Consider the following 20,886-nt stretch of genomic DNA (forward strand, 5'->3'; position numbering starts at 1 on the left):
CGTCAGCTCCCTTTTCCGGGCTGCTGGATGCCGCCCACGGAAATATCCAGTTCTTCACGGTTTTCCACGCGGTCCACCATGCCGTCGCGAATCCAGACCACCCGATCGGAAACATTGAGCATCTTGTAGTCGTGCGTGGCGGAAATAATGGTCACGCCGCGATCAGCCGAGAGCGACCGCAGAATCTCGATGGCCTCCTCGCCCGTGGTCAGGTCGAGGTTGCCGGTGGGCTCGTCCGCCAGAATGATGGAAGGATCGTTCGCCAGTGCACGGGCAATGGCCACGCGCTGCTGCTGCCCGCCCGAAAGCTCCAGCGGTTTGTGGTCGTGCCGCTTCTGCAACCCCACAAGCTCCAGCAGCTCCATGCCTTTGTCCCGCGCATCATCCTCGTTCATGCCCGCAAAGGTCATGGGCAAGGTGACGTTCTCCAACGCACTCATGACGGGAATCAGGTTGAACGTCTGAAATATGTAGCCGATCTTGCGGTTTCGCAGCCACGCCAGCTCGTAGGCGTCAAGCTGCGAGATGTCCACCTCGTCGATGAACACCTTGCCGTCCGAAGGTTTGTCCAGCCCGCCGATCATGTTGAACAGCGTGGACTTCCCCGAACCCGAAGGCCCCATGATGGAGATGTACTCCCCGGAATAGATTTCAAGGTCCACGCCCTTGAGTGCCTCGACCTCCACCTTGCCCATGGTGAACGTCTTCCTGACCTTGACGACGCGGACGATGACGTGCTTGTCCTGATTCATCGCTCTCCCTTAATGTTCCGCCCGGATGGCATTCACCGGCCGCATTCGGGCGGCCACCACCGCGGGATACAGCACTCCCGCCACACTGAGCAGCAAACCGCCGAGCAAGGCGGCTCCCAACGACAACCCAAGGCTCCCCAACGGTATCGACGTCACCGCATCGAACCCGAAGCGAATCCACCCCGTCAGCCAGGCAAAAAGCCCGCCGGCAAGCGCCCCTGCCAGCGAACCGGAAATCCCCTGCATGGCGGCCTCCAAAAGAAAAAGCCGCAACACGATCGTATCCAGCGCACCAAGACATTTCATGACGCCGATCTCACGGAACCGCTCGGTCACCGACATGAGCTGCGCATTCACGATCCCCACCACGCAAACCAGCATGGAGAGAAACACGATCCACCGCTCCTTCGGCGTCATCGCCACCGTGCCCGACTCGGCCCGAACATCATACCCGGCATCCAGAAGCCTCTTCGCCGCTTCCTCGCCGCCGCTGACCAGAACGCCCTCGGCAACGTTGATACTTACCAGAACGAAAGCCAGAAACGCCACCGCCAACACCAAACTGCTCACCGTGATCATCGAACGGAAAAACCGCACGCGCAAACTCTTGAAGCTGATCTCAAACGATTTGCTCCAAGGCAACACAATGGCACGACGTATGCCCTTCCTGTCGTTCGAACCGAAAACTGTTTTTTCCATGTTCCTCGACACTAAGCGGTTATGCGCCTGAAAACAAGACCCGGATGCCCTTTTTCACTACACCTTCAATTAAGCCTTTGTGTCACCGGCGGGCCCTTCAGGCGGCCCAAAGGGGCGGGGCCCCCTTTGGAAACCCTGAGTTGTCAGCAGGGTTGCAACTGCTGGGGCCATGGGACCGCATACCCCGCGTTCAAGCTGCAACCCCGCTAACGGGAATTTATGGCTTTGTGGGTCTTGGCTGAACGACTTGGAATTGCTTGGGCTGTTACATTTTTCAAAGCATACGCCCACCGTCAGCCTCCGCCAAGCCGCTTACGAGCTTTGGCTTTCGAAAAGCATCAATGCGGCTTGGNAAGCCAAAACGTTTTGGAAGGAGGAGGGGAAGGAGTCCAGAGGAAGGGGAGGAGGGAACCTTTTGGAAAAGGTTCCCTCCTCCCCTTCCTCTGGCCGCCGGAGGCACACTATAACCCGAAAAACCGTGTTGCGGTCTTCCCGGTTTCTTCCCAGACGGTTTCGGCCGGGAGCCCTTTAAGTTCGGCAATGAAGGCGGCGGTGAAGCCGGTGAGCGCTGGATGATTGCGTTTGCCGCGCCAGGGCTCCGGGGAGAGGAACGGACAGTCGCTTTCCACGACCATACGGTCGAGGGGAATGATGGTCGCGGCTTCGCGCAGTTCGTCGTTCTTGCGATAGGTGACGGGACCGGGGATGGAGATGGTCCAGCCGAGGTCGAGCAGTTCGCGAGCGAAGTCTGGACCGGAGCCGAAACAGTGCCAGAGCACGGGCTTTCCTGCGAAGCCGCATTCCTTGAGCACGGCTACAGCATCGTCGTGCGCGTCCCGGGAATGGATGACCGGGGGCAGCTTCAGTTCTTTGGCGAGTTCGAGCTGTTCGGCGAAAGCGCGTTTCTGGACGTCGTGCGGAACGCGTTCCCAGTAATAGTCGAGGCCGATTTCACCGACTGCCTTGAGACGCGGCTCCGAGCGGAACAGGTCGCGCATCCGTTCGATCTGGGACGGCACGTAGCTGGCGGAATCGTTGGGATGAACGCCGAGCAGGAAGAATATTTCCGGATGGTTATCGAAAAGTGAGCGATTGGCCTCGTAAGCATCGGGGCCAAGGAAGACGTTTCCAATATGCTTGATGCCGCAGGCACGGGCGCGGTCGAGAATGGCCTCGCGGTCCTCGTCGAACTCCTCAAGATCCATATGGGCGTGGGATTCGACGCCGACGGCGGGCAGGCCGAGGGTTTCCGGTTCGGGTCTGTTCTTCTTTTTCTTTTTTGCCATGACGGGACGGTCATACTCCCAAGCGGACCGGGAATCAACGCCCGTTTCTAGCTAAGCAGACGCAGGACGGCTTCGCGTTGTGCCTGCGGGGAATAGGCGGCTGCGGTGAGTCGGGCATTTTCCAGGGTCTCGGCCAGTTCCGGCGTCTGCCCTTCCCACCACTTTACGGCGGTTTCGAGACACAGGGCCGCGTCGAGCACGTCGCCGTCGGCGCTCCAGATGCCGTTGCCGCCCCAGGAAACATCGCGCAGCGGCCACCATGGAATGAAGCGCGGCGCGGCTTCGGCCTGACGCATGTAGTCCCAGCCGCCATAACCGGAAAAACCGGTGCAGAGGCAGCCGCAGGCCATGGCTTCCAGCGGCGGCAGTGGGCAGCCTTCGGGGAATCCGGTCATGAGAAAGATATGGCTGTTGCGCAGCGTGTCGGCCACGCCGAAGGCGTCCATGCCCTGCACGGGCACCCAGCGGACGCGTTCCCTGCCGCATCGGGCCTCGAAGGCGGCGATGATCTGTGCGGCAAGCGACTTGTTCTTGCGGGGCATGTAGGCCACTCGGATTTTTCCGTTCCGGGCGGCGGCGCCTTGGTGGAAGATTTCGGGGTCGATGCCGGGGCGCAGCTCGGGGGCGTTGCGGCCCACGGTTTCGGCTATGAATTGGCGAACCGGGTCGGAAACGGAGAAGAAACGCACGGGAAGCCGATCCCATGTCACGCCCTGCGGCAGCGAGGAGAAGAGATAGGCCCAGTTCTGAACATAGCTGATGCAGTCCGCCCCCGAGTCAAGCCCCGGAGCGAGGGCGTTGACCCAGCCTTCGGGCACGAGCCAGCGGTCGCCTGGGGCAAGTTGCAGGTCATCCCATTCCAGCACCGGTGCTTCATCCTTCAGCCCGCCGGGACGCCAGCCGCCCCTGTCCCGCGCAACAAGGTATGTTTCGCGACCTGCCGCGTGCAGGATGTCGGCGATCTGCCTGAGCACGGTGATGCCGCCCGTGGGCTTGCTGACCGGCGGCAGGAATATGCATGTCTTCATGTGCGATTCTCCTCCGATCCAGAGAGCATACTCCACGCTTTTTGGCAAGGTTAGGCGTTTTTTCCCAAAACAGGAAAAGCCCCCTAAAGATAGCGGGCAAACGGTCCGATACAACGTCTGACCCGAACTGTCTCAAACAAAGACGAACCCTTTCGCAAGGATGCGAAGGGAGGGGAGCACGGCCATGGACGGCAATGTACTCTTCAGTATCATCACACCGAGCACAGGACGGCGGCCCCGCGCGCTGCAAATGGCGGTGAAGAGCGTCGAGCGTGCGGTTCTGCACTCCGGACTTCCACCTGAATCGGTGGAAATGCTCATCGGCTATGACGGCATCAAAGGACAGCGCCTTTCGGCGTCCTTTCCCATGCGCTGTATCAATTTTCCGCCCGACAACGACTGGGGCAACGGCATCCGTCAGTTGCTCCTGAAGATTTCGCGTGGGCGCAAGATCATTTTCCTCGACGACGACAATCAACTGAAGCCCCGTTCGCTTCAGGTTTACCTCATGCACATGGACGCGGAGATGATCATCGGACGCATCGACACCCAGCTGGCCTTCGACAAGCCGCACATTCCGGTGCGCGACGGCGGCTCGGTGGTGCGTCAGGGCAACATCGACCCGCTGTGCCTGTGCCTGTCGCGCGAGCTTGTGCTGGACCGCTGCGGTGGCTGGCGGCACCAGGGGCTTTACGAGGCCGACTACATGAACATGCTCGACTGGCACCGGCGGGCAAGGAGCGTCACCGTCATCGACGAGGTGGTGGGCATCTATGACGCGGGCCGCAGCCTCGACGGCGGCGCGCTCTCGCGCAGACAGATGAACATGCTCGACCGCATGGCCCGCGAGCGCGGTGTGACTCTCTCCGGCGGCGCGGACGAAGCCCACGCCATCGCAAGCGGCATCTGACCCGTCAGGACATCCCGACTGACCGCCCGGTTCCGCAGCATTGCGGAGCCGGGCTTTTTATTGCCCGGACGCCCGCCCGCACGGGTTTTTCTCGCGCCTGACGCCCTACCAGCATAACAAGAAAATCCGCAGCCTTTTGAAACAGCGTCCATTTTACGAGTTATCTCATTGCAAAAATTCACTTTTCAACCCTGCATTTTTCCATTTCCTTATCGAACCCTTTTAATGTAAGTAGAGGGGTTCCAAAATCACGACCGAAGCGCCGGTTTCCCGGCCCGTGAAATACGTTCTTTCAACGAGGTAAAGCTATATGCCGCTGTGCACCATCGAAGAAGCCATTGAAGACATCCGGCAAGGCAAAATGGTCATCATGGTGGATGACGAAGATCGCGAGAACGAAGGCGATCTCGTCTGCGCCGCCGAGAAGACCACTCCGGAGATGATCAACTTCATGGCCACCCACGGCAGGGGCCTCATCTGCCTGGCCATGGACGGATACATGGTCGACCGCCTCCAGCTGCCGCTCATGGCCCAGTCCAACAAATCCCAGTTCGGCACCAATTTCACCGTCAGCATCGAGGCCCGCGAGGGCGTCACCACCGGTATCTCGGCCTTCGACCGAGCCACCACCATCCTCACCGCCGTCGCCGACGACGTGGTCCCCGAGGACATCGTGACCCCCGGGCACATCTTCCCGCTGCGGGCCAAGGAAGGTGGCGTGCTGGTGCGCGCCGGCCAGACCGAAGGCTCCGTGGACCTGTGCCGCCTTGCAGGACTCAAACCCGCCGGCGTGATCTGCGAGATCATGCGCGAGGACGGAAACATGGCCCGTATGCCGGACCTGATTCCCTTCGCCAAGGAGCACGGGCTCAAGATCTGCTCGGTGGAAGACCTCATCGCCTACCGCATGAAGTTCGGCAACTACTCCGTCACCAAGGAGGCCGAAGCCGAACTGCCCACGCGCTGGGGCCACTTCAAGAGCGCCGCGTTCAAGTCCAGCACCGACGACAAGACTCACATCGCCCTGTACATGGGCGACATCAAGCCCGACGAGCCTGTGCTGGTGCGCGTGCACTCCGAGTGCCTCACCGGCGACGTGTTCGGCTCCCTGCGCTGCGACTGCGGCAACCAGCTCGCGGACGCCATGTGCATGATCCGCAACGAGGGCAAGGGCGTGCTGCTGTACATGCGGCAGGAAGGCCGGGGAATCGGCCTTGGCAACAAGATCCGCGCCTACCATCTGCAGGATCAGGGCTACGATACCGTGGAAGCCAACATGAAGCTCGGCTTCCCGCCGGACCTGCGCGATTACGGCGTGGGCGCCCAGATTCTGGTGGAACTCGGCATCTCCAAGATGCGCCTGATGACCAACAACCCCAAGAAGATGGTCGGCCTCGAAGGCTACGGGCTGGAGATCGTCGAGCGCGTCGCCATCGAAGCGGGCGCGTGCGAGATCAACCACAAGTATCTCATGACCAAGAAATCCAAGATGGGCCACATGCTGACCCTTGAGGATGAAGAATAGAACCGTCTTTCAGACGCGGAGGATATTCCAATGAACATCAAGACCATCGAAGGCAAGCTGCAGGCTCAGGGGCTCAAGATCGCCATCGTGTCCGCCCGTTTCAACGACTTCATCGTGGATCGCCTCACCGGCGGTGCGGTGGACTATCTCGTGCGCCACGGCGCCGATGAAGGCGACCTCACCCTCATCCGCGTGCCCGGCGCGTATGAAATGCCGCTGGTGGCGCGCAAGCTCGCACGCTCCGGCAAGTACGACGGCGTGATCTGCCTCGGCACCGTGATCCGCGGCGCCACCCCGCATTTCGATTTCGTGTCAAACGAGTGCGCCAAGGGCGTGGCTCAGGCCAGTTTCGAGACAGACCTGCCCATCAGCTTCGGCGTCCTTACCTGCGACACGCTGGAGCAGGCCATCGAACGCGCCGGATCCAAGGCCGGCAACAAAGGCGTGGAAGCGGCTTCCGCTCTGCTGGAAACCGTCCGCGTCATGGAGCAGCTGTAACATCCGATGAGCAAGAAGAAAGGCAACAGACCGGGCGTGCGCCGCATGGGCCGCACGCTCGCATTTCAGGTTCTCTACGGCGTATCCATGGTCCCGGAAACGGGTATGGAAGGCATGAAGGCCGCGTTCGAACGCAACCCGCAGGTGGAGAGCGAAGAAAACGATTTCGTCCGCGACTTCGGCAGATCGCTCTATCTCGGCGTGATGGAGCACCTGGCCCGTCTCGACGAGCTGGTGCGCACCCACTCGCAGCACTGGAAGATCGAGCGCATCGCCAAGGTCGAACTGGCGATTCTGAGGCTCGCCCTCTACGAAATGGCCTTCACCGACATCCCGGAAAGGGCGGCCATCAACGAAGCCGTTGAACTTGCCAAACGCTTTGGCGACGGCAACTCCAAGAGCTTCATCAACGGCATCCTCGACGGCGCGGCCAAGGAACTGAAAGCGAAATAAAGGAATTCGAGCAATGGCCATCGGAAAATACCATCCGGAAAAAATCGAGGGCAAATGGCAGGAGATCTGGAAAAAGTCCGGATGCTTCGAGGTCGAGGCCGACCCCGCCAAGCCCAAATACTACGTGCTGGAGATGTTCCCCTACCCCTCCGGGAAGATCCACATGGGCCACGTGCGCAACTACTCCATCGGCGACGTGGTGGCGCGGTTCATGTCCATGCGCGGCTATAACGTCATGCACCCCATGGGCTGGGACGCCTTCGGCCTGCCTGCGGAAAACGCCGCCATCAAGAACAATTCCCACCCCGCGGAATGGACCTACGCCAACATCGACGAGATGCGCGAACAGCTCCAGCGGCTGGGATACTCCTACGACTGGCGGCGCGAAGTGGCCTCCTGCCGTCCCGAATACTACAAGTGGGAACAGCTCTTCTTCTTGAAATTCCTCGAAAAAGGGCTCGTCTACCGCAAGAATTCCCCGGTAAACTGGTGCCCGGGCTGCAACACCGTGCTCGCCAACGAGCAGGTGGAGGAAGGCCTGTGCTGGCGCTGTGACGCCGAGGTGGAACAGAAGGACATGGAGCAGTGGTTCCTGCGCATCACCGATTACGCGGATGAACTGCTGGCCGATCTGAACAAGCTCGACAAGGGCTGGCCCGAGCGCGTGCTGACCATGCAGCGCAACTGGATCGGCAAGAGCTACGGCGCGGAACTGACCTTCTCCGTCAAAGGCTCCGACCGCAAGATCGACGTGTTCACCACCCGGCCCGACACCATTTACGGCGCGACTTTCATGTCCGTGGCCGCCGAGCATCCCATGGTGGAAGAGCTCATCGAAGGCTACGAGAAGGCCGACGAGGTCCGCGAATTCGTCAGCAAGGTCCGCAATATGGACCGCATCAAGCGCGGCGCCGACGACCTCGAAAAAGAAGGCATCTTCACGGGCGCTTACTGCGTCAACCCGGTCACCGGCCGGGAGATGCCCATCTACGTGGCAAACTTCGTGCTCATGGCCTACGGCACCGGCGCGGTCATGGCGGTGCCCGCTCACGACCAGCGCGACTTCGAATTCGCCACCAAGTACGAACTTCCGGTTCAGGTGGTCATCAATCCGCCCGAACTGCACGAAAAGGGCGATGTCCTTGATGTCGCGGACATGAGCGAGGCTTACGCCGACCCCGGCATCCTCGTGAACTCCGGCGACTTCGACGGCATGGAGAACGAGGCTGCCAAGAAGGCCATCGTGGAACACCTCGACGGCTCGGGCCTCGGCCGCATGACCGTGAACTACCGCCTGCGCGACTGGAACGTCTCCCGCCAGCGGTTCTGGGGCGCCCCCATTCCCGTGATTTACTGCGACGCCTGCGGCGCGGTGCCGGTCCCCGAGGACCAGCTGCCGATCAAGCTGCCGGAAGACGCGCAAGCCCGCAGCGACGGCAAGTCCCCGCTTCCGGGCATGGACTCCTTCGTCAACTGCGACTGCCCACAGTGCGGCGGCAAGGCACGCAGGGAAACCGACACCCTGGACACCTTCTTCGAGTCCAGCTGGTATTTCCTGCGCTACTGCGATGCCCGCAACGATGACGCCCCGTGGGACAAGGAAAAGATCGACTACTGGCTGCCCGTGGACCAGTACATCGGGGGCATCGAGCACGCCATTTTGCATCTGCTCTACGCCCGCTTCTTCACCAAGGCCCTGCGCGACACCGGTTTCATCAACAACGACGAACCGTTCGAGCATCTGCTCACGCAGGGCATGGTCCTCAAGGACGGCGGCAAGATGTCCAAGTCCAAGGGCAACGTGGTGGACCCCAACGCCATGATCAACCACTACGGCGCGGACGCCACGCGTCTGTTCATCCTCTTCGCCGCCCCGCCGGTGAAGGAGCTTGAGTGGTCCGATCAAGGCATCGAGGGCGCCTACCGCTTCCTCAACCGCCTGTGGCGGCTGGTGGAAGACCTGCAGGACGTGCTGCAGCAGGCAAAGCCCGCAAGCTTCACCGACCCGGCCTCCGAAGCCGCCAAGTCTTTGCGCCGCAAGGAACACGAGACCATCAAGCGCGTCACGCACGACATCGAGAACCACTTCCAGTTCAACACCGCCATCGCCGCGGTCATGGAACTGGTCAACGAGCTGTACGGCGTCAAGGACGAACTGCGAGAGTCCGCTCCGCAGGCCCTGTCCTCGGCCATCGCCACGGCCCTGACCGTGCTCTCCCCGGTGGCCCCGCACATCTGCGAGGAACTCTGGGAGACCCTCGGACACGATACCCGTCTGGCCGAGCAGGCATGGCCCGCTCACGACGAATCCGCGCTGGTCCTCGACGAGGTCACGGTGGTGGTGCAGGTCAACGGCAAGGTTCGCGGCAAGCTGAACGTGCCGAACAACGCGCCCAAGGATGACGTGGAAAAGATCGCCATGGAGCAGGAGAACGTGATCAAGCACATCGAAGGCAAGACCGTTCGCAAGGTCATCGTCGTTCCCAACAAACTGGTGAACATCGTGGCCAACTAGCTCCCCGACATATCCGACAGAAAAGGCCCCGCTCCGGAATTCCGAAGCGGGGCCTTCTTGCGTGTGATTTCCAGGCTACGGAGTCTCGATGATCTCCGGATCCTTCCAGTTCCACCACTTGAGCTTGTCCGGGTCGTGGAAGGTGGTGGACGCGTAGTACACGGCGCAACGGAACACATAAAGCACGCAGCGGTCCACGTGCTGGTCGGCCAGCGCCATGAGGCTTCTGTAAATGGCCTCGGGGTCCTGATCCTTCAGGTCCTCGACCTTGCGGAAGCCCAGCTCGTACAGGTCCTGCGCGATGCTGGATCCCACGCCGGGGATGGAACTCAGTTCCCGGATGGCCTGATCGTGCTCGTCCATGTCCGCTCCGCTAGATGCGTCCGTAGACCTTGTCGAGAATTTCCTTGCCGCCTGCGGCGAGAACGCGGTCGGCCAATTCGGTGCCGATCTGCCAGGCGGAATCGCGGTGTCCTTCCTGCTCCATGCGGATGGGACGGCTACCGTCCTCGTCGGCCACGAAGCCGGTCAGGAGAATCTTCTCGCCCTCAAGGCGGGACCATGCCGCGATGGGCACCTGACAGCCGCCGTCGAGGCCGGTGAGGAAGCCGCGTTCGGCCAGCACCTGATATTTGCTTTCCCTGTGGTCGAGGAACTCGATCATGCCGCGCACTTCGGCGTCGTCCTTGCGGTACTCGATGCCCAGCGCTCCCTGCGCCACTGCGGGCAAAAAGTCCGGCGGACCGAGAATCTCCGACTTGGGAGCGGAGAGGCCGAGGCGCACCAGACCGGCGGTGGCCACCACGATGGCGTCGTATTCGCCGTTCATGAGCTTGCCCACGCGGGTGTCGAGGTTGCCGCGCAGCCACTTGATTTCGAGGTCCGGGCGCAACAGCAGGAGCTGGGACTGGCGGCGCAGGCTGCTGGTGCCGACCACCGCCCCTTCGGGCAGTTCGGCAAGACCGCGATAGTTTACGGACAGCAGCGTGTCTGTGGCCGCCTCGCGCTCGGGGTTGATACCCACTTCAAGGCCCTCGGGCAACTCGGTGGGCACGTCCTTCATGGAGTGCACCGCGATGTCGGCGCGGCCGTCCAGCAGGGCTTCCTCAATTTCCTTGACGAAAAGGCCCTTGCCGCCGACTTTCGCCAGCGGCACGTCGAGGATCTTGTCGCCCTTGGTTTTGATTTTGAGCAGCTCCACTTCGAGGCCGGGGTGTTCTTCGCGAAGCAGTGCGGAAATGTGATTGGCCTGCCACAGGGCGAGCTTGGAGCCCCGGGTGGCGATGGTGATTTTCTGTTTCATGAGAAGCGGTGTGGTTGGGCGCTAGCCGCAGGAGGAACAGTTGCCGCCCACGCATCCTGCGCAGCCGGAAGGGGCGCTTGCCGCAGCGGGGGCGGATTCGGTCTCGCCGCCGAAGTCTTCCCCGGAACCCATGCGGGTCCTGCATGCGGAGATGAGCTTTTCGGTCGCCCCGGATTTGCAGGCCGGGCACGGCGGACATTCGTCATGGCTGAAGACCAGTTCCTCGAACTCGTTTTCGCAATCCTTGCACTTGTATTCGTAGATGGGCATAGGCTTCCCCCCTGATGGTTATCCATTCGCGCCTCGGCGCGGCATACCTGATTATCGGAAAAGGTGGCGACTGGCAATCACCGCCGCGTCATACGTAAGTCCGCGTGAGCGTTTGTCCACCTGAAAATAATATCATCATCTGGCGTTCCCGAGCCAAAAAAGCTACCTTCCGCCGGAAACACCCAAAGGACTCCATGAGCACGCACCAAAAGGATATGCGCCTTCCTCCCGAACCGGACTTCGGGCACAGTGGCATCGATGATGCCAATGAGATGGTGCGGTGCGTGTTCTCCACCCAGCGGGAGATAACCATCGGCACCGGCACCACCAAGCGCAGGCAGAAAAGCCGCATCATGTGGCTGGTGGAGCAGCGCGACGACGATACCTACGCCGTTCGCAAGATCAACGCCAACTTCGTGCCGGTGGGCAAGGAAACCACCATCACCGGAGAGCAGCTCTTCTCCGAGTTCACCCCGGAAGTGGAAATCCATCTGACCAAGGTGGAGCCCGCCATGCTCAACCTGCACCGCACACTGGAACGCGGCGACCTGCACCGCCTTGTGGGCGAAAGCGGCGAGGCCGAAATGGAGTACAGCGAGGCGTTGCAGATAGACGAACTCAACGTGCGCGCCATCTTCGGCCTCGGCATCGTTCTGGCCCAACGCGGCGCCGTGCAACGCGCCCGCTCCGTCTTCCACGACATCGTCAACCTCGATGCCGCTTTCGAGGAAGAACACAAGCACCTGTTCAATGAATTCGGCATCAGCCTCAGGAAGGCGGCCCTGTTCGAGGAAGCGGTGCAGTATTACACCCGGGCCATGGAGCTCACCCAGAGCGATGACCACCTGCACTACAACATCGCCCGCGCCCATTTCGAGCTGGCGCAGTGGGGAGAGTGCTTTGAGCATTTGCACAAAAGCCTGTCGATTAACGGCAATCTCAACGAGTCCCTGAACCTGCTCAGACTCATAAAGGCCATCCACGGCGATCAGAAGCTGCTGGAAAGGTACGGCAAGAAGCCCGTTCCGCAAACCGTTGGGGAACAGGCCGAACAACTGTTGAAGGAAACGGAATAACCATGAAGCTCGACATCACGCTCGTAGGCAACTACCACGCTCTGGGCCTGCTGCGCCTCAACCGCTACACCATCAAGCAGGGCGTGCAATCCTTCGGCAGCCGCCGCTGGACCGAAATCCTCAACGGAATAGCCTACGGCCCGCAGCCGGAAAATCTTCAGCAGGCAGTGGAGGCCGCGCTGGGCAAACGGGTGGAAGTGCCCTACTCCGGCGGCGGCGTGCTGCTGGACGACCAGTTCGGCATGGAAGTCTTTCTGGACAACGAGGAATACCCCTGCGGCAACGTGGACGGCACATCCAGACTGATCCGGCCGGAAAAATTCATGACCGGCTTTCGCAAGAACGACATGCTTTGCGAATGCAAGGCTTCGGGCATCGGTGCCCTCAAGTGCCGCTGGGAATTCGACGAAGAGTTCGACGAACGCAAGATCCGGCTCGAATACGATGACTTGCGCGAGGTGCTGAACAAGCCCAAGGCCTTTGAAGTGGTGACCATGGTCACCTACGACGGCAAACAGCCGGATCGTCTCGTGCGTGACGGCGGCGAAGGGCTCACCCCCTCGGCGCCGGTCTACCGCATTTCCTGAACCGTCCCGTCATCCAGCCGCGCAAAGAACTCGCGCATTCTCTTTTCCGACCAATACTCGCCGTTACCGTTGAGACTCACGAAGCCAACGTGCCCGCCGTGCGCCGGGATATCCAGGTACAGGCAGTCGTTTCGCCGCGCCCTGCCCTCGGGATAGCACAGCGATGACAGGAACGGGTCGTCCGCCGCGTTCACCAGCAGGGTCGGCACCCTGACCTCATCCAGAAACTGAAGGCTGGCGCATTTCGCGTAGTAATCCTGTGCCGAGGCGAACCCGTGCAGCGGGGCGGTGTAGCGGTCATCGTACACCTCGAAGGTGCGGATCTCGTCCAGCCCCGTCAGATCGAGTCCGAGTTCGGGGAAACGCTCGGCCTTGTGGCGCACCTTTTCCCTGAGTCCGCGCAGGAAGTATTCCATATAGACACGGTTCACGGTGCGGCCCATCACCTTCGCGGCCCCGGCGAGGTCGCAGGGCACGGAGAATACGGCCGCACGGCTCACCTGCGGCGGCACGTTGTCGGGATTCTCGCCAAGATATTTCAGTGTCTGGTTGCCGCCCATGCTGAAGCCCACCAGCGCGGCCTCCGAATACCCGCCGCGACGCAGCGCGTGAGTCAGCACCGTATGCAGGTCATCGGTCACGCCGGAATGATACAGGCGCGGCAGCCGGTTGGGTTCGCCCGAGCATCCGCGAAAATTCAGGTTAACGGTGTCCCAGCCGTCACGGTTCAGGGCCAGCGCGGCGCCGGCCACGTATTTACGCCGGGAGTTTCCTTCCAGCCCGTGCGAAATGACAGCCACCCGGTCCGAGCCGGTGCGGCTCCAGTCCAGATCGATGAAATCGCCGTCGGGCGTGGTGATACGTTCGGATTCGAAGGCAATCTCCGGCCTCCTGCGCGCCAACACCGGATATATGGTCTGAAAATGTCCGTTGGTGAAAGGAAATGCGGGATTGTAATCAGCGTGTTTCAGAAGTGGCATGAGTGGCTCATGCCCGATTTGGGAAGCTACGGCAAGGCCTGAATTATCATTGACTCTTTTGCCTTCCCGGAGGATGTATTTTATGATGAGCATCAAGATTGTCGTCCGTTTTCTGCTTTCGACAAGCCTGCTTCTGCTGCTGGCGGTCCCCACTCATGCGGCGGATTATCGCACCTTGCTCATCAGCTCGTATCATCCCGGCTTTCCGACTTTTTCCAGGCAATTGGAAGGGCTCAACGCCTTGCTGGAACCGGCGGGTGCATCCCTTGACGTCGAATTCATGGATTCGAAAAGGTTTCCCTCCACGAGACAACGCAGCGAATTCAGGAAAAGTCTTACCTACAAACTGGAAAGGCTCCCGAAGTACGACCTCATCTTTACGGCTGACGACAACGCATTCAATTTTGTCATGGATAACAGGGAGACGCTGTTCAAAGGGCTTCCGCTCGTCTTTTTCGGCGTAAACGACGAGGCGAACGCTCTCTTGCGCGTTCAGGACGACTCGCTAGCCACTGGCGTTCTGGAGGAGATATCGATCAGCCAGACACTCGACATGGCCCGGGAGATGATACCCGGACTCGAAAACATCGTGGGGATCGCGGACGCGACCACCACAGGCAGGACTGACGCGGAGGAGTTCCTTGCCGCACATGACAAGACTCCGCTCACCCTTTCCCTGCTCGACCTCGGCGCTCTCGACTGGCAACAATTCGGAGAGCAGATTGCTTCACTGGTTCGCGACACTGCGCTTCTGCTCATCTCCGCCTTTCACGACAAACAGGGTGAAAGAAAGGATTTCAGAGAAACCGTTGAGTTCATAACCGCCCGTGCCAGTGTCCCCGTGTTTCATCTCTGGCAGCACGGCATCGGACAGGGGCTCCTTGGTGGCAAGGTCGTCTGCCAGTACAATCAGGCCAAACTCGCGGCACAAAACGCAGTGGAAATTCTTCGGGGGCGCAGCCCGGCGGACATCCCGGTCATGCCCGGCCGGAACGCCAACGTCAACATCATGGACGGCGAGGCCCTGCGCTGTCTGGGACTTTCGGAAACCCGCGCTGAGAACATTGCCTCCGTCATCAACACACAGGAAAGCTTCTTTGAACGCCACCAGGACCTCATTCTTCGCGGCGGACCGGTCTTTCTACTCCTTCTCTTAGCCATCGGCTACCTGCTGCATCTCAACCGCGCTCTCTATCTGACCCGCAGGGAACTGCACGAGAGCGAAAAGAAATACCGTGCGTATATCGACCACGCCCCGGACGCGGTATTCGTCACCGATGACCGAGGTTTCATCCTTGAAGCCAATCGCAGCGCACGGGTGGTATCCCTGAATGATGCGGACAAGGATATCACCGGGCTGACACTTTTCGAGGTTCTGCCACGGGAGAACTGGCGGGACCTGCGCGACGCACTGAACCACCTTGAAACGGAAGGCGTATTCAGGGGGCGGAGCCAATCGGTCAAGATGGTCGAGACAGACAGATTCGTTTACGTGGACGCCGTTCGGCTTGAAGCGGACCTGTGCATCTGGTTCGCCAAGGACATCACCCAGATCAAGCAGGCACAGGACGCCCTTGAGGAAAGTGAGACCCGGTTCAGGAGCCTCATCGATCAGGCAGCCGATGCCATCGTGGTCATGGACCTTGACGGCAGCATCGTCATGGCCAACCGCAGCGCCTGTTACTCTCTCGGCTACGGCACCGAGGACATTCTGAAAGCCAATGTCCGGGACCTCGTCCCGGGCCTGATCTTGCCGAATACATCGGACTACTGGGCCATGCTTCCGGCCACGTTCGAACGCGGAATCCGCCGCAAGGACGGCAGCGATTTTCCGGCGGAAATACGCATCGGCGGCATAGCCTATGGCGGAGAACGCAAGCTGCTTGCGCTCGCCCGGGACATCACCAAACGCAAGAACAATGAAAAACGCATCCTGCGCGAGTCCTCCATCAATCTGGCACAGGCCGAAATCTCCGGCGGACTCACCAGTCCGGACATGAGCATCAGCGAAGTTTCCGGAGTGGTGCTCAAACACAGCCTGAACATAACGGCGAGCGTCTTCGGCTACGTGGGCACCGTGGATGCCGAGGACGGCACGCTTCATGTGCATACGTTCAGCGACCTCATGCACGGCGGGCAGTGCCGGGTTTCCGACAAGCCCGTGGACTTTCCCATGGAGGGCGACAGCTATCCCGGCCTCTGGGGCGTCAGCCTGAACACCAGACAGACGTTCATCGCCAACCAGATGGAGGGGCATCCCGCCTCAAGGGGCCTGCCCGAAGGCCATGTCCCGCTCCAGAGGCTGCTTTCCGTACCGGTCATTCATGACGACGCCGTGGTGGGGCAGATCACGGTGGCCAACGCGAAAAGGGACTACAGACAGGAGGACGCCGAGGCACTGGAGCGCATGGCCAACCTCTTTGCCGTGGGCGTGCATCGCAAGCGCATGGACCGCGCAATGCGTGCGGCCAAGGAACAGGCAGAGGCCGCCAACCGCTCGAAAAGTGAATTCCTCGCCAACATGAGTCACGAAATCCGGACACCGCTCAACGGCATCTTCGGAATGCTTCAGCTCGCGCTCGCCGCCAATCCGAGTGAAGAACTGCGCAAATACCTTGATACGGCATTTGAGTCCGGGCGTAACCTGCTCAGTGTCATCAACGACGTGCTGGACCTGTCCAAGATCGAGGCCGGAAAGATCGAGCTTGCGGAAGAGGATTTCCAGTTCGAAGACACGGTCTCGGCGGTCATGGAGATGTTTCAGGTTCCGGCGGCCGAGCGTGGCCTCGGGCTGTCGTGGCATATTTCGCCGCGAGTGCCGGATACGCTGCGCGGCGATGCCGGCAGGCTGCGCCAGATTCTCTTCAACCTTGTCGGCAACTCCATGAAGTTCACCGAGAAGGGATCGGTGAGCGTGGAGTGCCATCCCCTGCCCGGCCGAAACGAAGACGAAGTTCGCATGATGCTCGCGGTGCATGACACCGGCATCGGCATCCCGGCCGACAAGATGGACAGCATCTTCAGGGTCTTTGAGCAAGTGGACGGCTCCCACACCCGCCGCTATCAGGGCTCCGGCCTGGGGCTGACCATTGTCCGCCGTTTCGCCCGTCTCATGGGCGGGGACGCGCTGCTGGAAAGCGAGGAAGGGGAAGGAACCACGGCGCTGGTCTGCCTGTCCCTGCGTCGCGCACACGAAGCGCTGGAACCGGCTGGTCAGGGCATGGCCGAACCCATTCCGTCTGACGTTGAACTGGATGTGCTGCTGGTGGAGGACGAACGGGTGAACAGGCTGGCGGCCCGCAAACTGCTGGAACGGCTCGGGCACAGGGTGCGCACCGCCGAGAACGGCCTTCAGGCAGTACAGGCGCTGGAAGCCGCTCACGCCGATGTGGTGCTCATGGACGTGCAGATGCCCGAAATGGACGGGCTCGAAGCGACCCGGACCATCAGGTCCCAGTCACCGGGCGGCCGGGGAGATGTCCCCATAATCGCGCTCACGGCACACGCGCTCAAGGGGGATCGGGAACAGTTCATGGCCGCGGGAATGGACGGTTACATCGCCAAACCCATGCAAACGGATACACTTTGTCTGGAGCTTGGCAGAGTGCTGCGTCTCAAGGACGCCATGCCGGAGGGCTGACGTTCGCTGCACCGGCCGTTGCCCACGAAAAAAGGCCCCGCCTTGCGACGGGGCCAGTCACCGAAACGAGTCCGGTGGGGAAACTTGCAGCTACTCGGCGGCCTTGACGGCCACGGGCTTCACGATGGCGCCGTCACGGATGCAACGGGTGCAAGCCTTGACGGAGATAACCTGACCGGTTGCCAGCTGATGGCGAACCTTCTGCAGGTTCGGCATGAAGCGACGCTTGGTCTTGATGTGGGAGTGGGAAACGTTGTTGCCCGTCTGGGGACCCTTTCCACAAATATCGCAAACCTTGGACATAGCGACCTCCTCGCATTATATGCAAATTCTTGATTCGTTCTTTATGATGCGCATGCGGAAGGTGCTCCCGATACGCAGAGGGAGTTTCCTTACCGTCTTGTTCCCTTGTTGGCAAGGGTTTTTTTCTTGACAAGAGAAAAAGTTCCCATATAGGAATCACCGGTTGCCCGAAACCGGCAGGCGTGAGAGAGTCCTGAATATGACCGAATACATGATACCGCTGAATGACATCCCGGCAGAGGGCCGGGAATTTTCTTTTTCGGACCAGAACCTCTGGCGCGAACGCTGGGAAGCGTTCGAGCTCGGACTGGAACCGGCAAAGGATATCGAGGCCGTGTTCACGCTCATGGCTCAGGATGATGACTCCGTGCTCGTGCGCGGACGAATTGCCGGAGCCGTCAAGGCTCCCTGCGACCGCTGCGCTGAAACCTTCGAGGTCGAGATCGAAAGCGACTTCGAACTTTTCGAGGAATCGGAAGCGGGCGACGGAATGCTTGACGGCGAAGAGGTGAGAATCGTCACCCGTGATGGTCAACTACATCTTGACATGGGCGCGATACTCTGGGAAGAGTTCGCCCTCGCCCTGCCCGTGAAGCCCCTTTGTTCGGAAACATGCGAAGGACTCTGCCCCCACTGCGGCAAGCCGAGCGCCGACTGCGAGTGCTCCGTAGAGGAAGAGGGCGACCCCAGACTTGCGGTTCTGCGCAATTTGAAGGTAAAGTAACCAGCCCCGCCCGGGTGCGCCCGGCCGGGAGATCAATATCGAGAGGATAGCATCATGGCACTTCCCAAGAAGAAAACTTCCCGTTCCCGCAAGGGCATGCGTCGCGCCCACGATGGCCTGACCGCCCCCAATGTTGTTTACTGCGAGTGCGGCGAGCCCGTGCTGCCCCATCGTGCCTGTGACGTCTGCGGCAACTACAAGGGCCGCCAAGTCGTAAACAGCGACGATGCCTAGCAAACAACCGCGCATTGCCATCGACGCCATGGGCGGCGACTACGGCCCGAGCGTGGTCGTTCCCGCCGCCGTCCGTGCCGCCGAAGAAGGCATTGCCCTGGCTCTCGTGGGTGACGAGGACGCCATCCGTGCCGAACTCGGCCGTCTGAAGACGGACGGGCTCGACATTGATGTGGTTCCCGCTTCCGAGGTCGTCGAAATGGACGACAAAGCCTCGGACGCCCTTCGACGCAAGAAGGACTCGTCGATCCACGTTGCCTGCCGCACCGTCAAGGAAGGACGCGCCGACGGCGTGGTCAGCGCCGGACACTCCGGGGCCACCGTGGCCTGCGGCATGTTTGTGCTTGGCCGCATCAAAGGCGTTTTGCGCCCCGCTTTCGCCGGCATCATGCCCACCGAGAAGCGCCCCTGCGTGCTCATCGACGTGGGCGCCAACGTCGATTCCAAGCCGCAGCACCTGTTGCAGTTCGGCCTGATGGCCGACGTGCTTGCCCGCGACGTGCTCGGCACCGAGCGCCCCACCGTCGGCCTCCTGTCCATCGGCGAGGAGGAAGGCAAGGGCAACGCCATAGTCAAGGACTCCTTCGAGCTTTTCAGAGAGTCCGAGCTCAACTTCATCGGTAACGTGGAAGGCCGCGACATTTTCACCGGCGACGTGGATATCGCGGTCTGCGATGGTTTCGTGGGCAATGTTGCCCTCAAGCTGTCCGAGGGTCTGGCCAAGTCATTCGGGAACATCCTCAAGAAAGAGCTGAGCAGCAGCTTTCTCTCAAAACTTGGCTCCCTGCTTTCCTTCGGTGCGTTCAAGCGCTTCAAGCGGCTGGTGGACTACGCCGAATACGGCGGAGCCCCGCTTCTTGGCCTGAAGGGCATTGTCGTGGTCTGCCACGGCAAGTCCAACGAAAAGGCCATCATCAACGCCATCCGCATGGCCGCCAAGTTCGTGTCCAACAAGTCTCACGAGCATTTGGCCGAAGGTCTGGAAGCCCACAGGGCTCTCTCCGACGGCAATAGCGAGAAGGCAGCCTAGACGCACCGTCGCCGACAACCCGGGCCCCCGAGCCCACACCCTACGCAAACGATGAGCATCGATATCGTCCTGCGCGGCCTCGGCCGTTACGTACCCGAAAAGACACTGACCAACGCCGCCCTGGAGAAGATCGTCGATACTTCCGACGAATGGATCTTCACCCGCACCGGCATCAGGGTCAGACACATAGCATCCGAAGAACAGAACACCAGCGACCTTGCGGTGGAAGCCGCCAGACAGGCGCTCGCGAACGCAAACATGGAGGCCGAAGAGCTGACCCACATCGTGGTCGGCACCTTCACGCCCGACGCCATGGTCCCGTCCTGCGCCTGCGTGGTTGAGGAAAAGCTCGGCATCAAGGGCCGCGCGGTGTACGACATCGCCGCCGCATGCTCCGGCTTTCTCTATGCGCTGGAAAACGCCCGCGCCATTCTCGCCCTGCACCCCGAGGCCAGAGTCCTCGTTATCGGGGCCGAGACGGTCACCCGGCGCATCAACTTCGAGGACCGCACAACCTGCGTGCTGTTCGGCGACGGCGCCGGCGCCGCAGTGCTCACCCGCGACGGTGAAGGCCCCAAAGTACTGGACGTCAAGCTCTCCAGCGACGGCAGCCTCGGCCGCCTGCTCACCGTCAACGGCGGTGGTTCCTGCTCCTCCTACTCCCGTCCGGGCGAACCCATCCGCGAAGACTACTTCGTGCAGATGGAAGGCCGCGAGATTTTCAAGCACGCTGTTCGTTCCATGACCGGCGTCTGCAACGAGATTCTCGAAGACAACGGCCGCACCCGCCACGACATCGACGTGCTGATTCCGCATCAGGCCAACTGGCGGATCATCGACGCGGTGGGCAGGAAGTTCGACGTACCGCCGGAGAAAGTCTACTCCAACGTGGACCGTTACGGAAACACCTCCGCGGCGAGCATCCCGTTGGCCCTTTCAGAAGCCGTGGACAACGACTTCGTGAAGGACGGCGACCTGGTTCTGCTGACGAGTTTCGGCGGCGGCTTTACATGGGCCTCCGCTTTGTTGCAATTTTAACCAAATACTTTCAAACGAACGTTTGCTGTCGATTT

At 60.9% G+C, this 20,886-nt stretch carries 21 protein-coding genes; 12 read left to right on the plus strand and 9 right to left on the minus strand.

The window, feature by feature from the left end; genetic code table 11:
• Positions 1–2: 2 nt before the first annotated feature.
• From B149_RS0114815 to B149_RS0114830, 4 genes are all read right to left on the minus strand, one after another.
• Positions 3–752 (minus strand): ABC transporter ATP-binding protein, encoded by a 750-nt coding sequence (locus B149_RS0114815; protein ID WP_018125952.1) that lies wholly within the window; start codon positions 750–752, stop codon positions 3–5.
• A 9-nt stretch (positions 753–761) separates the two neighbouring features.
• Entirely contained in the window at positions 762–1,451 is a 690-nt protein-coding gene (locus B149_RS0114820) for an ABC transporter permease (RefSeq protein ID WP_018125953.1), read from the minus strand.
• Positions 1,452–1,912: 461 nt separating this feature from the next.
• Entirely contained in the window at positions 1,913–2,737 is an 825-nt protein-coding gene (locus B149_RS0114825) for a TatD family hydrolase (RefSeq protein WP_018125954.1), read from the minus strand.
• 47 nt (positions 2,738–2,784) lie between these two features.
• A complete protein-coding gene (locus tag B149_RS0114830; protein WP_018125955.1) occupies positions 2,785–3,765 on the minus strand; it encodes a glycosyltransferase family protein in 981 nt (326 codons plus the stop codon).
• Positions 3,766–3,949: 184 nt separating this feature from the next.
• On the opposite strand from B149_RS0114830, the gene B149_RS17495 reads away from it, so the two are divergent.
• From B149_RS17495 to leuS, 5 genes are all read left to right on the plus strand, one after another.
• Positions 3,950–4,675 carry a hypothetical protein gene (locus B149_RS17495; protein ID WP_018125956.1) on the plus strand — a complete coding sequence of 242 codons (726 nt, stop codon included), beginning with the start codon at positions 3,950–3,952 and terminating at the stop codon, positions 4,673–4,675.
• A 310-nt stretch (positions 4,676–4,985) separates the two neighbouring features.
• Positions 4,986–6,200, plus strand: a complete 1,215-nt coding sequence (locus B149_RS0114840) for a bifunctional 3,4-dihydroxy-2-butanone-4-phosphate synthase/GTP cyclohydrolase II (RefSeq protein ID WP_018125957.1) — start codon at positions 4,986–4,988, stop codon at positions 6,198–6,200.
• Positions 6,201–6,230: 30 nt separating this feature from the next.
• Positions 6,231–6,698, plus strand: coding sequence for a 6,7-dimethyl-8-ribityllumazine synthase (gene ribH, locus B149_RS0114845; RefSeq protein ID WP_018125958.1), 468 nt, complete (start codon positions 6,231–6,233; stop codon positions 6,696–6,698).
• A gap of 6 nt (positions 6,699–6,704) precedes the next feature.
• Positions 6,705–7,151 carry a transcription antitermination factor NusB gene (gene nusB / locus B149_RS0114850; RefSeq protein ID WP_018125959.1) on the plus strand — a complete coding sequence of 149 codons (447 nt, stop codon included), beginning with the start codon at positions 6,705–6,707 and terminating at the stop codon, positions 7,149–7,151.
• Between the two features lie 13 nt (positions 7,152–7,164).
• Positions 7,165–9,666 carry a leucine--tRNA ligase gene (gene leuS, locus B149_RS0114855; protein ID WP_018125960.1) on the plus strand — a complete coding sequence of 834 codons (2,502 nt, stop codon included), beginning with the start codon at positions 7,165–7,167 and terminating at the stop codon, positions 9,664–9,666.
• 75 nt (positions 9,667–9,741) lie between these two features.
• Here leuS and B149_RS0114860 read toward each other — a convergent pair whose 3' ends face one another.
• The 3 genes from B149_RS0114860 to B149_RS0114870 are packed head-to-tail and all read right to left on the minus strand — an operon-like array spanning position 9,742 to position 11,239.
• A complete protein-coding gene (locus B149_RS0114860; protein WP_018125961.1) occupies positions 9,742–10,029 on the minus strand; it encodes a helix-hairpin-helix domain-containing protein in 288 nt (95 codons plus the stop codon).
• Between the two features lie 10 nt (positions 10,030–10,039).
• Positions 10,040–10,969, minus strand: coding sequence for a hydroxymethylbilane synthase (gene hemC / locus B149_RS0114865; protein WP_018125962.1), 930 nt, complete (start codon positions 10,967–10,969; stop codon positions 10,040–10,042).
• A gap of 21 nt (positions 10,970–10,990) precedes the next feature.
• Positions 10,991–11,239: an FmdB family zinc ribbon protein gene (locus B149_RS0114870; RefSeq protein ID WP_018125963.1), complete on the minus strand. Its 249-nt coding sequence runs from the start codon at positions 11,237–11,239 to the stop codon at positions 10,991–10,993.
• 194 nt (positions 11,240–11,433) lie between these two features.
• Between B149_RS0114870 and B149_RS17500 the strand changes: the two genes are divergently transcribed.
• Both B149_RS17500 and B149_RS0114880 read left to right on the plus strand, forming a co-directional pair.
• Positions 11,434–12,315 (plus strand): tetratricopeptide repeat protein, encoded by an 882-nt coding sequence (locus B149_RS17500; RefSeq protein ID WP_018125964.1) that lies wholly within the window; start codon positions 11,434–11,436, stop codon positions 12,313–12,315.
• Between the two features lie 2 nt (positions 12,316–12,317).
• Entirely contained in the window at positions 12,318–12,902 is a 585-nt protein-coding gene (locus tag B149_RS0114880) for a hypothetical protein (RefSeq protein WP_018125965.1), read from the plus strand.
• Here the strand turns inward: B149_RS0114880 and B149_RS0114885 are convergent.
• On the minus strand, positions 12,887–13,882 hold the full coding sequence (locus tag B149_RS0114885; protein WP_040373028.1) for a YheT family hydrolase: 996 nt from the start codon (positions 13,880–13,882) through the stop codon (positions 12,887–12,889). The genes B149_RS0114880 and B149_RS0114885 overlap by 16 nt on opposite strands.
• Before the next feature lie 82 nt (positions 13,883–13,964).
• Between B149_RS0114885 and B149_RS0114890 the strand changes: the two genes are divergently transcribed.
• A complete protein-coding gene (locus B149_RS0114890; RefSeq protein WP_018125967.1) occupies positions 13,965–17,522 on the plus strand; it encodes an ABC transporter substrate binding protein in 3,558 nt (1,185 codons plus the stop codon).
• A 90-nt stretch (positions 17,523–17,612) separates the two neighbouring features.
• On the opposite strand, the gene rpmB is transcribed toward B149_RS0114890, so the two are convergent.
• Positions 17,613–17,825 (minus strand): 50S ribosomal protein L28, encoded by a 213-nt coding sequence (gene rpmB / locus B149_RS0114895; protein WP_018125968.1) that lies wholly within the window; start codon positions 17,823–17,825, stop codon positions 17,613–17,615.
• 199 nt (positions 17,826–18,024) lie between these two features.
• On the opposite strand from rpmB, the gene B149_RS0114900 reads away from it, so the two are divergent.
• The 4 genes from B149_RS0114900 to B149_RS0114915 are packed head-to-tail and all read left to right on the plus strand — an operon-like array spanning position 18,025 to position 20,851.
• Entirely contained in the window at positions 18,025–18,549 is a 525-nt protein-coding gene (locus tag B149_RS0114900; RefSeq protein WP_026167650.1) for a YceD family protein, read from the plus strand.
• 54 nt (positions 18,550–18,603) lie between these two features.
• Positions 18,604–18,783: a 50S ribosomal protein L32 gene (gene rpmF / locus B149_RS0114905; RefSeq protein ID WP_018125970.1), complete on the plus strand. Its 180-nt coding sequence runs from the start codon at positions 18,604–18,606 to the stop codon at positions 18,781–18,783.
• The gene (gene plsX / locus B149_RS0114910) at positions 18,776–19,813 is read left to right on the plus strand and encodes a phosphate acyltransferase PlsX (RefSeq protein WP_018125971.1); all 1,038 of its coding nucleotides are present in this window, start codon (positions 18,776–18,778) and stop codon (positions 19,811–19,813) included. The genes rpmF and plsX overlap by 8 nt, the downstream gene beginning before the upstream one ends.
• A 51-nt stretch (positions 19,814–19,864) precedes the next feature.
• Complete coding sequence (locus B149_RS0114915) at positions 19,865–20,851, plus strand: beta-ketoacyl-ACP synthase III (RefSeq protein WP_018125972.1); 987 nt, start codon at positions 19,865–19,867, stop codon at positions 20,849–20,851.
• Positions 20,852–20,886 lie beyond the last annotated feature (35 nt).

The organism is Desulfovibrio oxyclinae DSM 11498 (genome assembly GCF_000375485.1).
In the GTDB taxonomy this organism is placed as follows: Bacteria; Desulfobacterota; Desulfovibrionia; order Desulfovibrionales; family Desulfovibrionaceae; genus Pseudodesulfovibrio; species Pseudodesulfovibrio oxyclinae.

Bases quoted from the DNA above. Each gene is read 5' to 3' on its own strand.
- B149_RS0114815 (WP_018125952.1), bottom strand. From the start codon at position 752: ATGAATCAGGACAAGCACGTCATCGTCCGCGTCGTCAAGGTCAGGAAG.
- B149_RS0114820 (WP_018125953.1), bottom strand. From the start codon at position 1,451: ATGGAAAAAACAGTTTTCGGTTCGAACGACAGGAAGGGCATACGTCGT.
- B149_RS0114825 (WP_018125954.1), bottom strand. From the start codon at position 2,737: ATGGCAAAAAAGAAAAAGAAGAACAGACCCGAACCGGAAACCCTCGGC.
- B149_RS0114830 (WP_018125955.1), bottom strand. From the start codon at position 3,765: ATGAAGACATGCATATTCCTGCCGCCGGTCAGCAAGCCCACGGGCGGC.
- B149_RS17495 (WP_018125956.1), top strand. From the start codon at position 3,950: ATGGACGGCAATGTACTCTTCAGTATCATCACACCGAGCACAGGACGG.
- B149_RS0114840 (WP_018125957.1), top strand. From the start codon at position 4,986: ATGCCGCTGTGCACCATCGAAGAAGCCATTGAAGACATCCGGCAAGGC.
- ribH (WP_018125958.1), top strand. From the start codon at position 6,231: ATGAACATCAAGACCATCGAAGGCAAGCTGCAGGCTCAGGGGCTCAAG.
- nusB (WP_018125959.1), top strand. From the start codon at position 6,705: ATGAGCAAGAAGAAAGGCAACAGACCGGGCGTGCGCCGCATGGGCCGC.
- leuS (WP_018125960.1), top strand. From the start codon at position 7,165: ATGGCCATCGGAAAATACCATCCGGAAAAAATCGAGGGCAAATGGCAG.
- B149_RS0114860 (WP_018125961.1), bottom strand. From the start codon at position 10,029: ATGGACGAGCACGATCAGGCCATCCGGGAACTGAGTTCCATCCCCGGC.
- hemC (WP_018125962.1), bottom strand. From the start codon at position 10,969: ATGAAACAGAAAATCACCATCGCCACCCGGGGCTCCAAGCTCGCCCTG.
- B149_RS0114870 (WP_018125963.1), bottom strand. From the start codon at position 11,239: ATGCCCATCTACGAATACAAGTGCAAGGATTGCGAAAACGAGTTCGAG.
- B149_RS17500 (WP_018125964.1), top strand. From the start codon at position 11,434: ATGAGCACGCACCAAAAGGATATGCGCCTTCCTCCCGAACCGGACTTC.
- B149_RS0114880 (WP_018125965.1), top strand. From the start codon at position 12,318: ATGAAGCTCGACATCACGCTCGTAGGCAACTACCACGCTCTGGGCCTG.
- B149_RS0114885 (WP_040373028.1), bottom strand. From the start codon at position 13,882: ATGCCACTTCTGAAACACGCTGATTACAATCCCGCATTTCCTTTCACC.
- B149_RS0114890 (WP_018125967.1), top strand. From the start codon at position 13,965: ATGATGAGCATCAAGATTGTCGTCCGTTTTCTGCTTTCGACAAGCCTG.
- rpmB (WP_018125968.1), bottom strand. From the start codon at position 17,825: ATGTCCAAGGTTTGCGATATTTGTGGAAAGGGTCCCCAGACGGGCAAC.
- B149_RS0114900 (WP_026167650.1), top strand. From the start codon at position 18,025: ATGACCGAATACATGATACCGCTGAATGACATCCCGGCAGAGGGCCGG.
- rpmF (WP_018125970.1), top strand. From the start codon at position 18,604: ATGGCACTTCCCAAGAAGAAAACTTCCCGTTCCCGCAAGGGCATGCGT.
- plsX (WP_018125971.1), top strand. From the start codon at position 18,776: ATGCCTAGCAAACAACCGCGCATTGCCATCGACGCCATGGGCGGCGAC.
- B149_RS0114915 (WP_018125972.1), top strand. From the start codon at position 19,865: ATGAGCATCGATATCGTCCTGCGCGGCCTCGGCCGTTACGTACCCGAA.